The sequence below is a fragment of the Rhizobium sp. BR 249 genome (assembly GCF_047445895.1).
In the GTDB taxonomy this organism is placed as follows: domain Bacteria; phylum Pseudomonadota; class Alphaproteobacteria; order Rhizobiales; family Rhizobiaceae; genus Rhizobium.
In genome coordinates this window covers 56,529-70,901 of the sequence record NZ_JARWKX010000030.1, presented here as the reverse complement: position 1 = coordinate 70,901, position 14,373 = coordinate 56,529, and the positions used below count along the sequence as shown (strand labels likewise).

General features: G+C 61.4%; 9 protein-coding genes. 2 read left to right on the top strand and 7 right to left on the bottom strand.

Going from position 1 to position 14,373, the window contains the following annotated elements; all coding sequences use genetic code 11:
• Positions 1-4,749 (bottom strand): N,N-dimethylformamidase beta subunit family domain-containing protein (locus tag QD408_RS23545; protein WP_414140948.1); only part of this gene is annotated, 4,749 nt, incomplete at its 3' end.
• A 477-nt stretch (positions 4,750-5,226) separates the two neighbouring features.
• Between QD408_RS23545 and QD408_RS23540 the strand changes: the two genes are divergently transcribed.
• Positions 5,227-6,543, top strand: a complete 1,317-nt coding sequence (locus tag QD408_RS23540; RefSeq protein ID WP_414140947.1) for a polysaccharide biosynthesis/export family protein — start codon at positions 5,227-5,229, stop codon at positions 6,541-6,543.
• Between the two features lie 171 nt (positions 6,544-6,714).
• A complete protein-coding gene (locus tag QD408_RS23535; protein WP_414140946.1) occupies positions 6,715-8,223 on the top strand; it encodes an O-antigen translocase in 1,509 nt (502 codons plus the stop codon).
• Between the two features lie 72 nt (positions 8,224-8,295).
• Here QD408_RS23535 and QD408_RS23530 read toward each other — a convergent pair whose 3' ends face one another.
• From QD408_RS23530 to QD408_RS23505, 6 genes are read right to left on the bottom strand one after another with little or no spacing between them, the layout of a single operon-like run.
• Positions 8,296-9,510 (bottom strand): DegT/DnrJ/EryC1/StrS family aminotransferase, encoded by a 1,215-nt coding sequence (locus QD408_RS23530; protein ID WP_414140945.1) that lies wholly within the window; start codon positions 9,508-9,510, stop codon positions 8,296-8,298.
• On the bottom strand, positions 9,507-10,478 hold the full coding sequence (locus tag QD408_RS23525; RefSeq protein WP_414140944.1) for an NAD-dependent epimerase/dehydratase family protein: 972 nt from the start codon (positions 10,476-10,478) through the stop codon (positions 9,507-9,509). The genes QD408_RS23530 and QD408_RS23525 overlap by 4 nt, the downstream gene beginning before the upstream one ends.
• Positions 10,475-11,191: an acyltransferase gene (locus tag QD408_RS23520; RefSeq protein WP_414140943.1), complete on the bottom strand. Its 717-nt coding sequence runs from the start codon at positions 11,189-11,191 to the stop codon at positions 10,475-10,477. Before QD408_RS23520 ends, QD408_RS23525 begins: the two co-directional genes overlap by 4 nt.
• Positions 11,181-12,284 carry a DegT/DnrJ/EryC1/StrS family aminotransferase gene (locus QD408_RS23515; protein ID WP_414140942.1) on the bottom strand — a complete coding sequence of 368 codons (1,104 nt, stop codon included), beginning with the start codon at positions 12,282-12,284 and terminating at the stop codon, positions 11,181-11,183. Before QD408_RS23515 ends, QD408_RS23520 begins: the two co-directional genes overlap by 11 nt.
• Positions 12,281-13,318, bottom strand: a complete 1,038-nt coding sequence (locus QD408_RS23510) for a Gfo/Idh/MocA family protein (protein WP_414140941.1) — start codon at positions 13,316-13,318, stop codon at positions 12,281-12,283. Before QD408_RS23510 ends, QD408_RS23515 begins: the two co-directional genes overlap by 4 nt.
• Positions 13,315-13,821: an acyltransferase gene (locus QD408_RS23505; protein WP_088681520.1), complete on the bottom strand. Its 507-nt coding sequence runs from the start codon at positions 13,819-13,821 to the stop codon at positions 13,315-13,317. The genes QD408_RS23510 and QD408_RS23505 overlap by 4 nt, the downstream gene beginning before the upstream one ends.
• Positions 13,822-14,373: the final 552 nt, after the last annotated feature.

Below are 14,373 nucleotides of genomic sequence, written 5' to 3'. Positions count from 1 at the left end.
CGACTGGAACTTGACGCCGAGCCCGAGCTGCTGGCCGTCATTGAGGTTCGTCTGGGCCGGCGTGCTGGAAGCGTTGAACAGGCTGTAGGTCGTAGGCGCCACTGTCGCGGTGATATTGAAGGTCTCGTTGGTCGAGAGACCGCCGAGATCGGTGGCCGTCACCCTGACGCCATAGGTGCCTGCTGTCGTCGGTGTGCCGGAGAAGGTGCGCGTCGAGGCATTGAAGGCGAGCCAGGCGGGCAGCGCCGTGCCGTCGGCGGCGGTTGCCGCGTAGGCCAGCGTTTCGTTGCTGTCGACATCGCTGAAGGTGGTGGTCGGCAGCACGAAGGAGAAGGCGGAGCCGACGGTGGCGTTCTGGGTCGCCGTCTGGACGGCGAGCACCGGCGCGTCGTTGGCGCCGTGGATGGTGACGGTGAGGTTTGCCGTGGCGATGGCGCCCGACGTATCGCGCATTGTGTAGCTGAAGACATCGCTCAGCGTGTTGGTGGACAGGCGCAGCGCCTGCACGGAAGCATTGGTCTCGTTGACGGTATAGTTATAGACGCCCGATGCGTTGAGCACGAGGCTGCCATAGGCGCCGTTGAGCGACGAACCGAGCGTRCCTGACGTCGCGCCGAAGCTGACCGCCGTCACCGTCTTGGTGTCRCCGGTATCGGGATCGGTGTCRTTGGTGAGCACRTTGCCGCTGGCGGCCACGCCGCCGGAGCCGTTGGCMACSCCGCCCTTTTCGGTCGCATCGCCGGCATCGGCAACCGCYGTCGGCGCCCTGTTGCCGGGTGCCGACACGGCGATGTTGAAGGTCTCGTTGGCGGCAAGGCCGCCGAGATCGGTSGCCGTCACCCTGACGCCGTAKGTGCCTGATGTCGTCGGCGTGCCGGAGAAGGTGCGCGTCGTGGCGTTGAAGGCGAGCCAGGCGGGCAGCGCCGTGCCGTCGGCGGCGGTTGCCGCATAGGCCAGCGTTTCGTTGCTGTCGACATCGCTGAAGGTGGTGGTCGGCAGCGTGAAGGAGAAGGCGGAGCCGACGGTGGCGTTCTGACCGGCGGTCTGGACGGCGAGCACCGGCGCGTCATTGGCGCCATGGATGGTGACGGTGAGGTTTGCCGTTGATGTGGCGCCTGACGTATCGCGCATCGTATAGCTGAAGACATCGCTCAGCGTGTTGGTGGACAGGCGCAGCGCCTGCACGGAGGCATTGGTCTCGTTGACGGTATAGCTATAGACGCCCGATGCGTTGAGCACGAGGCTGCCATAGGCGCCGTTGAGCGACGAACCGAGCGTGCCTGACGTCGCGCCGAAGCTGACCGCCGTCACCGTCTTGGTGTCGCCGGTATCCGGATCGGTGTCATTGGTGAGCACGTTGCCGCTGGCGGCCACGCCGCCCGAGCCGTTGGCAACGCCACCCTTCTCCGTCGCGTCCCCGGCATCGGCAACCGCCGTCGGCGCCCTGTTGGAGGACGACGGATTGAACATCACATCGACCCAGTAATTCGTCTCATTGTAGGTGGCCGTGGGATAGAGGCTGCTGCTGCCGTATCTGTATACGCCATTGCCGCTTGCGGGCGCAGTCAGCGGACCACTCGTCACATTGGAGAGAAAGTAATCGGCCGTGGTCGAGTAATGACCGGTGTTGGTATGGTAAGACGCCGTATAGATCTGCCCTACCGTCAACGCCACCGGGCTGGAGAAATACGCGGTCTGCCAGCCGCTGGCGGTCTCGTTCGTGAAGGTGAGGGTCGCGATCCGCGTACCCGTGCTCGACCAGAGTGAACCTGTATGCGTACCCGTGTCCTGGCTGCCCTTGTAAAAACGAATGCCGCTGACAGTCCCCGCCATGGAGGTCTGGAAGCGCACTCCGAGCTCGACGGCCGACGTATCGTTCGTATTGACGACGGCTGGCGTCGACGCGCCGAAGAGGGAAGTATAACTCGGCCCGCTGACGGTGACAGTGCGTCCGGCCGAAGGTGTTTCGAGGTTGACGTTATCGTCCACGGCGCGGGACAGGATCGTGTAGCTGCCGGCGACCTGCGGCGACCAGCTGTAGGTCCAGTTCTCATCACCGGTCGCCGGATGCCAGCTCGCGCCGTTGTCGGTCGAAACCTCGACGGCGGCGATGACCCCGCCGCCGGTATCGGCAGCGGTGCCCGTAATCGTCACGGTGGACCCAACGGCCACCGTCCCCGGCACCGTGATGACGGAGGTCGGCGCAGTGTGGTCCGACGAGGCGGTCGCGGCGGTGAGCCCGGATTGCAGCGTTCCAGGCTGGATGCCCATGTCGGCAAGCAGGTTGACCATTGCCTGCTGGACGCGGGGATCGGTCGGAGTCGCCTGGTTGTCGTGATTGTCGCTCAGTCCCCATGTCCAGTAGACCGTGCCGGCGCCGAACACCAGCGCACCGCTGGGCGCGCGATAGAGCGTCAGATTATGGGTCGCGGTCGCATTGCCGGTGGTGTTCCCGTAATCGAGCAGGTAAGTGCTGACCGGAAGCGTCGTCGACGACAGCTTCACGAGGCCGGCCGGATCGAAGCCGTTGTCAGGCGCTTCGTCCCACTCGTAACCGAGATAGTTCTTGGTAAGCGTCGCCGTTTGGCCGGGCTGAAGGTTGGCGACGCTCGTATTGCGCCAGAAGCGCAGGTTGGCGTCATCATATCCAATCGTGATGGCGCTGAGATTGCTGCCGACATCGTCGACCTTGAACAACTGCCCGGTCAGCGAGTTTTCCGGACTGCCGCCGCCAATGGCGGGTGGGCTGAAGCGTGGATCGCGGAAAGTGCCCGTCCATTCGTTGGAAGGATCGATGCCGCTGCCGGCCCATGTCTCCTTGTAGGTGATCAGAGTGCGATAAGGCGTGCCGTCGGCGCTGTAGGCATTGCCCCAACGGGTGCGCCAATAGACCTCGTTACCGCTCCAGAACATGAGGTTGACGCCCGCATCGCGCGCGGCCTCGACATTCGTCCGCTGTTGTCCCGACCAATATTCGTCATGCCCGGCATCGATGTAGGTCTTGTGATTGAGCAAGAGGCTGCCATAGCGGTCGACGTCGACACCCGACAGGTACGAAACATCGTAGCCGTTCTGTTCCAGCCAGTAGATGCCTGCATATTCGGCGCCGAACAAATAGTCCTGGGGAGCGGCATAAGTGCCGACGCCGCCACGGGTCGCAATCGGCCTGTTGTAGCTGACCGCGTAGGCGCGGCCAGCACCTTGCCCCGTCGCCGGACCGTTGCCGCCATAGAGGTTTGCGCCGCCCCAGCCGTTGTAAGCTTGCCAGGTCTGGTCTGCGGTCTGGAAGACGATGTCGCTCTGGCTGCTGTCGTCGCGCACGATGAACGGGATGTGATTTTCGCCGGCCGTGCCGTCCTGACGCACGAGCTTGGCGATATAGACGCCTGAGACCGCGTCCTCCGGTACGGTCCACGACGCCGAGACCGCCCAGTTGCCGGCATCCACCGTGCCGGTCGAGGCGTTGCGCAACGGATTGGGCTGCGTCTGCAATCCGGTGTGCTGCATCGTGGCGACCTTGCGGGCGCCCATGCCGCCATAATAGCCGAGCCTATAGATATCGATCCTATAATTGGTGGAATTCGTGTTGATCTTGAAGCTGATCGTCTTGCCGTTGTCGACGCTGATGTCGGTCGCAAACCCCTCGATGTTGGAGCTGCCCGCACCGTCGATGCCCCACTCGCTCTCCGGGTTGCCCTGCTTCTGGTTTTCAAGCACGATCGCGTTGCTGGCCGCGACAGCAGCCGCCGCCAGATTTTGCGTTGTCAGCGACCGCTGCTGCGGGGAAGGCGGCGTCGTCACGGAGCCGGAAAGGATGCCGATACTATTGGCTTTGGCGCCGCCCGTTCCGGTTTCTCCGCCGCCTGGCAATGATCCGTTGAGGACCGTTGAATCCGTCCAGTTTGCGGTTCCGCGCCAGCCGGAGAGGGGGGACAGGTCACGATCGAGAAGCGGGTCGCTGATCGAGGCGCCCATCGCCCGCTTGATCGTCGATACGTAGTCCGGCCCCTCGGTCAGTCTGGTTCCCGGCAATTGACCGTCCTGTTGAAGCATGGCGCTGCCATGCGCCCAATCGAGAATCCGCGTGGGAGAGGTAAAGTAGCCGCATCCGCACACACCGAAGGGCATGCCGAACGCCAGTGAATTGGCTCCGGCATGTTGGGCAGTCGCCTGCGCCGACGGAGCTGATTCCAGAATGACGACTTTGCCCGAGTGCGCACGCTCGGCGGTGACCGTTGCAGAACCTTGCCCTGAAGCGGTCGGTGCCGGGCTTTGCGGCAGATACGGAGCCAGAGGGTCGCCGGCTATGGGGCTCATTCCCGCATAGGTGCGATAAAGCGACGATGCCGCCCCGAACGCAACTTTGTCCGCGCTCGGCTCGAAATGCCCCAGGCCAGGCGCATGGGCGGACCGTGACGCTGCGGTGTCGGCGCTTCGAACCCCCGTTTCGCGATGTGTCGCGAGAGTGTCGGGCACGAGCGGCTCTGCGCCGGTGATATCGGCGTCACCGATCACGTCCTCTCCCTGTCTGACCTCATCGAGCGCCGCGCTGCTGTAGGGATCGCCGGCAAGGACGGCGTCATGTTTGCTTCCATCCGTGGTATGCACGGATGCCGCAAGTTGAGCGCTGTCCCAGCGCTTATCGGCAGGCTTGCGCGGCTTTGCCTTTCCGCCGACGGTCAACCATCGGGGAAACAACGAATCCATCAGGAGTGAGCGCGCGTTCCACCGGCGAGCGTTGCGATACATGGCAGGAACCTCTCGCGAAATTGTCGGGATCAAATCTATTATGAACCCGCGAAGTATAGTCGAAAAATACGCGAGTATATCCTACGCCTTTTGCTCTACGGGCGGCATCCTTTGGGCAAGCGGCCGTATTGCAGCGGCGAGTTGTTGGGCGAGACACATAAAATCACAAGCTTCGCCGCTTCCTGCGCCGTCCTTCGCGGCCAGCGCGCCTATTTCTGCGTGCATGACCTTTCGATTTTCCCGGGCGATGCCTCCGTGCCGCGCCGAAGACGTGTGTTCCTGCTCGATTTAGGGTGAAGCCCCCTCCCCCACCTCATCAATAATGATGCGGCAAAGCAAACGACCTCCACCTTCCTCAAGCCCTCGCCAGACTGCACACTGGTGATGCGGTTTCGGACCTGGCGTCCGGCGCCCGCGCAGCGTTTAAGGCATTGTGCCAGTACCCGCTCAGGGATGTTTTGCAGGCGAGACATGTACATGAATCTATCGCACCGCGCTCCCCACCTGTTCTCTCGTGCGACCTTCGTCATCGGTGCTCTCGCCTTTCTTGCCGGAGCCGCGTCACCAGCTTTGGCTGACAATGCCCCCTTGGCGCCACAAACGAAAATCCGCCTGACGATCGTCCAATGGATGCAGTCCAAAGGCCAATATGAACGCTGGGATGCGCTCGGCGGCGAATACACGGTCTCGGATGACGGCACGGTCTTTTTGCCGTTTCTCGGCTCTTTTCCCATCGGCAGTCTCGATAACGCCGACCTCACGGACAAGATTGCCAAGCGTCTGCAGGAAAAAATCGGGTTGGTTCAGCCACCCGCGGTTACGATCCAAATTCTCGAATATCCGCCGATCTATGTCGTGGGAGACGTCACCACGCCCGGAGAGTATAAATTCCGCCCCGGGCTTACCGTCCTGCAATCCCTGGCAATGAGCGGCGGCCCGCTTCGCGCGAAAAATCTGCTGCAAACGCAGTCGATCAAGCTCGCAGGCGAATTGCGGGAAATCGATCATTCGATCCTCCGCAGCGCCGCGAAACTGTCGCGGCTCCAGGCCGAGATGGCCGGTGCGAAGGAAATTACCTTCGGTCAGACGAGCGGCGCCGATCAGCAGTTTTCCGCTGGGATATACAGCGAGGAGAGGGTTATTTTTCAAGCTCGTGCAAGTGCACTGGAGAGACAGTCAAAGGCGCTCACGGAATTGCGCGAACTTTTGACCACCGAAATTTCGACGCTGGAAGAGAAACTGGTGGGCGCGGACGATAATATCAAATCGGTCGAGGACCAGCTGACCAGCGTTAAGTCCCTGGTGCAGAAAGGCCTCACGATCTCGTCGAGGCAGTTGGACCTGGAACGGTTGCTGACGACTTACCGCTCCGACAAGCTCGACCTCGTTACCGCCATCATGCGGGGCCGTCAGGCAATCAGCGAGACAACGCGGAATCTCGAGGGGCTGTCCGACACGCGGCGGAGCGAAGTCGCGGTCGAAGCGCAGTCGGAACGGGCAAATCTCGATCAGCTCAAAATGAAGCGTGAGATGACGCAGAAGCTGCTTATCGATGAACTCGCGGCCGACGATGGCTTGAAAAGCCGCAGCGAGGAGCTCCCGATCACTTTCACCGTCAGCCGGCGGAACGAAGGACGAATCGATCAATTCCAAGCCTCGGAAACGACGACGCTGGCGCCGGGTGACGTGGTGAGAGTCGTTCGGCCGCGCATTCCGGACGAATTGTCCGAGCCCACCTCCGATCAATCTGGAGAGACGGAGACCGAGACGCTCGCAAATCGGACAAGCCAGTGACCAGCGAACGGCCGGGGCCCCATAGAGAAATTCCGTTTTTCTTCGAAGCACAGAATTGCTCTATCTCTTTGTTTTCAAGCAATTCCCGGCAAAAGCCCTTCGCGCTTTGCCTGAGAAAACCGCCGCACACTTTTGCTGGAATTGCTCTATCATGAAGGCTAGGGACGTTTGATGACCTTGCGCATGATCCCACCGAGCGGTCAGACTTACACCCAGATCCTCAAGTCGACGATGCTGATGGGCGGTTCCTCGCTCGTGAATGTCGCGCTTAGCATCGTCCGCAACAAGGCGCTCGCCGTTCTGCTCGGGCCGGAAGGCGTGGGGCTTATCGGTCTTTACGGCTCGATTATCGATATCGCGCAAGCGATAGCCGGTCTGGGCGTGAGCGGCAGCGGGGTGCGCCGGGTCGCCGAGGCGGCGGGCACCGGCGACGCGGAGAGTATCGCGCGGTCGGCGACGGCGCTCAGACGCATCTCGGTGGTGCTCGGCTTGCTGGGGGCGCTCTTGCTCGCGGCGCTGGCGTTTCCGGTTTCGAATTTCACCTTCGGCGACTACCAGCATGCCGGCGGCATCGTGCTGCTGGCCCTGGCCGTCTTCTTTCGGGTCGTGTCCGCCGGACAGACTGCGCTGATCCAGGGCTTGCGGGGCATTGCAAATCTAGCCCGCATCAACGTGCTTTCGGGGCTCTTCGGCACGATGGTGAGCATCCCGCTGATCTACCTGTTCGGCGCGCAGGCGATCGCGCCGTCTCTCGTCGCCATCGCGGCTGTCTCAATCCTTCCGACCTGGTGGTACAGCAGACAGATATGCACGCACCCAGCGCCGATGTCGGCGCGCCAGTTCGGCCGGGAGGCGACGGCTCTGTTCAAGCTCGGAGCCGCGTTCATGGCAAGCGGGCTCCTGACCTTCGGGGCCGCCTATGCCATCCGGATCATCGTGCTGAACGAAGGAGGCGTCATGGCGGCGGGACTGTATCAGGCGGCCTGGGCGCTTGGCGGTCTCTATGCCGGCTTCATCTTGCAGGCGATGGGCACGGATTTCTACCCGCGCCTGACCGCAACGGCTGATAACAATGCCGAGTGCAACCGGCTGGTCAATGAGCAGGCTGAAATCAGCATGCTGCTGGCCGGCCCCGGCCTGATCGCCACGTTGACCCTGGCGCCGCTCGTGATGAGCCTGTTCTATTCCACGGAGTTTCACGGGGCTGTGGATCTTCTGCGCTGGATCTGCCTTGGGATGATGCTCAGGATCGTCGCGTGGCCGATGGGTTTCATCGTGCTCGCGAAGGGCGCGCAGACGATCTTCTTCTGGACGGAGGTCGCCGCGACGCTCGTGCATGTCGGGCTGGCCTGGCTCTTCGTCTCGAAGCTCGGTACGCCAGGGGCCGGCATGGCGTTTTTCGGCCTCTATGTCTGGCACAGCATCCTGATCTACGTGATCGTGCGGCGGCTTACCGGCTTCCGCTGGTCGCGCGCCAATCGCCGTCACGCCCTGCTTTTCCTGCCCGCGTCGGGATTGGTATTCTCGGCCTCTTTGGTCTTGCCGGCGTGGTCGGCGATGGTGATCGGCTCCGTCGCGGTCGTTCTGAGCGGGCTCTACTCGCTGCGCATGCTGGTCAAGCTGCTTCCGCCGGAGTCGATGCCCGCAATCGTCAGAGGATGGATCACGAAATCCACATGAGAAAAAGCGCGTATCAGATGATGCGCGCTTTCCTGATGTTGTATCGATATGCAGCAGTCTGCAGGGGTCACTTCAAGCAGGTACGGCCTGCTCGGGCGGACGGACGACGCGCCCGCTGCCGGCGCCGGCAAGGGCCTGGCGCAATGTCTCGACGACCCTGGCGATATCAGCCTCCGTCATCTGAGCATAAAGCGGAAGGATGACGGTTTGCTGCTGCGCCGATATGCTTCGCGTCAAGCCGGTGGCGGCGCGATGGGAGTCTTGGCCGGAATAGGCTCCCTCCAGGTGAATGTTCATCACGCCGCGCCGCGTCGAGATGCCCTGATCGAGCAGCGCTTGCATGACTGCTCGCTGGTCGATTTCGTCGGACAATCTCACGCAGAAGCTTTGCCAGTTGCTGCGAGCCCAATCGGGCTCGGTCGGAATCGACAGGCCTGGGATCGTGGAGAGGCGCTCGCAATATTGATCGGCAAGCCGCCTTCGCTGCGCAACCAGTTCCGGCAGCCGGCGCAGCTGCACCCGTCCGACCGCGGCCTGGAGGTCGGTCATACGGTAGTTGTAGCCCAGCTCATCATAGTCCTCGAAGATCACCTGCTTCGAGCCGTGGCGGACGGCGTCGGTGACGCTCATGCCATGCTGGCGCCACAGCCGGAATTTGCGGTCATATTCCGCATTCGCCGTCGTCAGCATGCCGCCATCGCCCGTGGTGACGACCTTGCGGGGATGGAAGGAGAAGCAGGCAATGTCGCCATGCGGCTTGCCGATCTTTTCCCAGCGCCCGCCCCACAGGATTTCGCTTCCCGTCGCACAGGCCGCATCTTCGATGATCGGCAGCGAGTGGCGCTTGCCGATCTCCACGATGGCGCGGAGATCGCAAGGCATGCCGAGTTGATGCACGCACAGGATTGCCTTGGTGCGGGGCGTGATAGCCGTTTCGATCAGGCTGGGATCGATGTTGTAACCGTCCGCCTCGATGTCGACGAAAACAGGCACCGCGTCGCAGTACCGAACGGCGTTCGCCGTTGCGATGAACGAATGGCTGACCGTGATGACTTCGTCGCCGGCGCTGACGCCGACCGCCTTCAAGGCCAGATGCAGCGCGGTCGTGCAGTTGGACATGGCGCAGGCGTGCGGGGCACCGACAAAGGCTGCAAATTCGCTCTCGAAAGCCGCGACTTCGGGTCCCTGCGTCACCCATCCCGACAGAATGACGCGGCGCACGGCCTCGGCCTCTTCCTCCCCGAGAACGGGTTTGGCGACCGGAATTGTGGATTGAGGTGAGCTCATGCTGCCGCTCCTCCCGCAGCGGTCTGCTGCTGCCACCAGGCAACGAGATCGCGAAGCCCCTGTTCCATCGAGATCTCAGCCTTGAAGCCGAGGAGCCGTTCGGCCTTGCTGATGTCGGCGAGACGACGGGTTACGCCGTTGACCGTCCGGGCCTCTTTGTGCTGCGGCTCGAGTGAAACGCCCATGATGCTGCTCAGCATCTGCGCGAGTTCCAGGAGGCTTATTTCCTGGCCGCTCGCGACATTGAAGACTTCGTCCGTGACGTCGCTCTTGGCGGCGAGAATGTTTGCCCGCGCGATATCGCGTGCATCCACGAAATCCATCGTCTGGCTGCCGTCTCCATAGACGAGCGGCGGCATTCCAGCGGCAAGGCGCTCCATCCAGCGGATCAGCACTTCGGTATAGGCGCCGTAAACGTCCATTCGCGGTCCGTAGACGTTGAAATAGCGCAGCGCCACATAACGCAGGCCATACATTTCCGCGAAGCTGCGCAGCAGCCCCTCGTTGAAGGTCTTCGCCGCACCATAGATCGTCCGGTTATTATAGGGATGATGCGCTTCGGTGGTCGGGAAGCTTTCGGCGAGCCCCAGCACCGACGCGGAGGAAGCAGCGACGACCTTCGACACGCCTGCCTTTACGGCAGCTTCGAGGACGTTGAACGTGCCTTCGGCCAGAACATCGAAAGCGAGCCGCGGGTCTTCCGCGCATTGGGTGATGCGGATCGCCGCCTGGTGAAAGACGATGTCGACGCCTTCGAAGGTTTTCGCCAGAAGCGCTCTGTCGCGGATGTCGCCCTCGATGATGTTGACGGACCCGCTTGATATTGCCGCGCTGAGGTTATCCCGGCGCCCGCGCACGAAATTGTCGAGCACGATGATCTCGCGAGGTTTTTCCAATGCGACGAGATCGGCGATATGCGAACCGATCAGACCGGCGCCGCCGGTAATGAGCACTCGTTTGTTTCTCATGATCTTCCCTCACGCGACATGTTCGTCATCGGATCATTCTCCGAACGCCAACGTATGAATTTCGCAGGTACACCCGCGGCAACCGAGAACGGCTCGACGTCGGAAACGACGACGGCTCCCGCGCCGACGATCGCCCCCTTCCCGACGGTCACGCCGGGAAGAATGGTCGCGTTCGTTCCGATATCGGCCTCCGCGCAGATGCGCACCGGCTTGATTTCAAGATCCGTGCGGATGATCGGAACATCTATCGGCAGTGCCGTGTGGGTCGAGCCAAGCACCTTGGCGCCAGGCCCCCACCCTACGGAATCCTCGATCACCAGGTCACGCGCGTCGAAATAGGCCATCGGGCCGATCCAGACATTGTCGCCGATCACGCAGGTGCCGTCGAAGCGTCCCTGGATATAGGCCTGCGCGCCGATGAACACCCCATCGCCGATTTCGAACGTTTCCGGGTGTTTGAAACCGGCGCCGCCCGCAACCTGCAGCCCCGCGCCGCAACGCCGGGTAATCGCTTGCCAGATGGCTTTCCGCATCAGGCCGTCGACGACGCCGTCGCCTGTCGCGAAGCGGCCGTAGAGCTCGATCAGCCCGGCGCGTCCATAGGATTGCCTGAGCTCTTCGGCAAGCCCTGCCTGGTAGGCAGGATCCGCCGGTTTCGGGCTGCGGCCGTGAACGGCCCGCACGACGCGAGCCTCGCTTGGATTAGCTGACATAGGCATACTCCAGCGCAGCCGCGACCTGATCGACGTGCTGTACGGGCATCTCAGGATAGATCGGCAAGGAGAGAACCTCGCGTGCGGCGGCTTCCGAAACCGGGAAGTCGCCGACCTGGTGGCCGAGGTCGACATGGGCTTTCTGCAGATGGACAGGGATCGGATAGTGCAAACCGGACGGAATGCCCTCTGCCGTGAGCACACGCTGCAGGCCATCGCGATCGCCGCTTCTGACGGCATAGACATGGTAGACATGCCGCCGTTCGGCAACTTCGACAGGCGTTCGCAAATGCTGCGATCCTGCCAGCAGCGAAGAGTAGCGGCGGCCATGCGAGCGGCGGGCTTCGGTCCAGGCTTCGAGATGCCGGAGCTTGACGCGCAGGATGGCACCCTGAATGGCATCCATGCGGTAGTTGAAGCCCTTCAGCAGATGGTGATAGCGCTGTTCCTGACCCCAGTCGCGCAGCATGCGCATGGTCTTGGCCTGCTCGTCGCTGTTCGTGACGGCGATACCGCCCTCGCCGCAGGCGCCGAGATTCTTGCCCGGATAGAAGCTGAAGCAGCCGGATGCGCCGATGCTGCCGGCGCGCGCGCCTTTATACCGGGCGCCATGTGCCTGGCAGGCATCCTCGATGACCGGGATGCCGTAGTGATCGGCGACTGCCATGATGCCGTCCATATCGGCCATCTGGCCGTAGAGATGGACGGGAATGATCGCCTTGGTCCGGGAGGTGATCTTCGCCTCGAGCTGAGCCGGATCCATCGTGAGCGTCACGGGCTCCACGTCGACGAATACGGGTGTTGCGCCCGTGTAGCAGATCGCCGAAACCGTCGCGACGAAGGTGAACGGCACGGTGATGACTTCATCGCCGGGGCCGACACCGGCCGCCAGAAGCGACAGGTGCAGCGCACTCGTCCCGGTGTTGACGGCTATTGCGTGTTTGACGTTGCAATAGTCGGCGAATTCCTGCTCGAGCCGGAGGACTTCCTCCCCCAGTATGTATTGCCCCGAGGCCAAGACGCCGAGCACGGCGGCATCGATCTCGCCCTTGATCGATTGATATTGTGCTTTGAGGTCCAGAAACGGGATCATGCGATGCGCCTCGCCTCTTCGAGCTCGATGATGCGGCCGCGCTGGGCGAGCGACCGGCTGGCTGCCTCGAGGATGCGAACGACACGCAGCCCGGCCTGGCCGTCTGCAATGGGGCGCGAATTCTGTTCGATGCACTCGACGAACTGATCCAGTTCGCGTTTCAAGGCCTCGGTCATATCGAGCTTGGGCGCCCACATGTCGCCGCTGCGGTAGCCGACCATCATCTGATGCACCTTCTCGCCATAGGCATCCGAATTGGGGCAAAGGGTGATGCCCTTGTCATAGACCTTGATCTTTTCGCTGGGCTCCAGATCGTCATAGACGATCATCTTGTTGCTGCAGCCGATCAGCGTGCGGCGGACCTTGACCGGCGCCAGCCAGTTGACGTGGACGTGGGCGATGAGCTTGCTTTCGAAGAAGAGCGTGAGATAGGCGATGTTCTCAGGTTCGCCCAGCACATGACTCATGCCCGTCGCCGAAACAGCCACCGGCCTTTCCTGCACGACATGATCCAGGATGGAGAGATCATGCACCGCGAGGTCCCAGATGACGCTGACATCGTGCTGGAAGAGCCCCAGATTGACCCGGACGGAGTCGTAATAATACATGTCGCCCAAGCCGCTTTCGACCAGTTCGCGCATCTTGCGGACGGCGCCGGTGTGGACGAAGGTATGATCCACCGCCAGCACGAGGCGGCGGCGCGCGGCTTCCTCGACCATCCGTGCGGCTTCATCCGTCGTCGATGCCATCGGCTTTTCGACGAAGACATGCTTTCCAGCCATCATGGCCTGCATCGCGAGCTTGAAATGGGTCGAGACCGGCGTTGCGATGGCGATTGCATCCACTCTCGGATCGGCCAGAACGTCCTCGAATTTATCGGTGATCGTTATTGCCGGATATCGGCTTTTGACAGCCGCCAGCCGTTCTATATTGAGATCACAGACTGAAACGAGGTGCGCGCCGGCCGCTTCCGAAATGTTGCGAACCAGATTCGGACCCCAATACCCATACCCGACAACGGCGATACCGATCATCGCATTTCTCCCAACGCTTGCATGGTGACTGCTCGGTCATGAACGCGACCGATGATTCTGGCCGGAACGCCGGCGACAATGGCGCCGGCAGGCACATCCTTGGTGACGACAGCGCCGGCGCCGACCTGTGCGGCCTCTCCGATGGTCACGCCAGGCAGGATGGTGGCGTTGCTGCCGATCGATGCGTGGCGCTTGACGAGAGTGGGGATGAGAACCCAGTCGGCTTCGGTCTGTAGGCTTCCGTCCGAATTGACGGCGCGCGGATAGGTGTCATTGGTGAACATGACCCCGTGGCCGATGAAAACGCCGTCTTCCAGCGTCACGCCTTCACAGAGAAAGGAATGACTTGATATTTTGCAGTCCTCTCCGACGAGGACGTTTTTCTGGATTTCGACGAAGGTGCCGATGCGCGTTCCCGCGCCGATCGTGCAGCCATAGAGATTCACGAGATCTGGATGATGGATGACGCAGCTGTCATCCAGCTTGACGTTCGATGCAATCATTACGCCTGCACCCCCTACTCTTCAACAAGCTCTATTTTGCCGAAACAGACACCCGCATAGATGTGTCCAAGCTTTCATTTCGGCAGAACAAATATTTCTTTGCCTTACAAAGAGAATTGTTTTCTCCATCTGAGTAAAGAAACAAAACGTGGAAGCTTATTCACCTAAAGGCGTACCTGCGTACGAAAGTTGGGTGATGCCCGCATGCGAAGGTTGATGCTCATCAACCGGGGGCGGCGGCAGGTCATGACGCGCTCGCCCCTGCCCCTTACACCGAAGATGGGCATTGTTTACATGAGTTTAGCGAGTTCAATTGAATGTCTATAGTAATGCTATACGTCTATATATGAGACACTTAAAAATTGATTGGTTAGTTTAAAAAATTTAACCGCTTACAGCTTCCTGCGGAACGCATGATCTGGAGTAACTACTATTAACTAGTATGGAAACCCCAGAAATATGGTATTCAATTAGCACTTTTGTTAGTGAAACACCCATGTCGACAGGGGAGTTGGACATTCGACTTTGGGTTAAGTCCTAGTAAACGAGTAG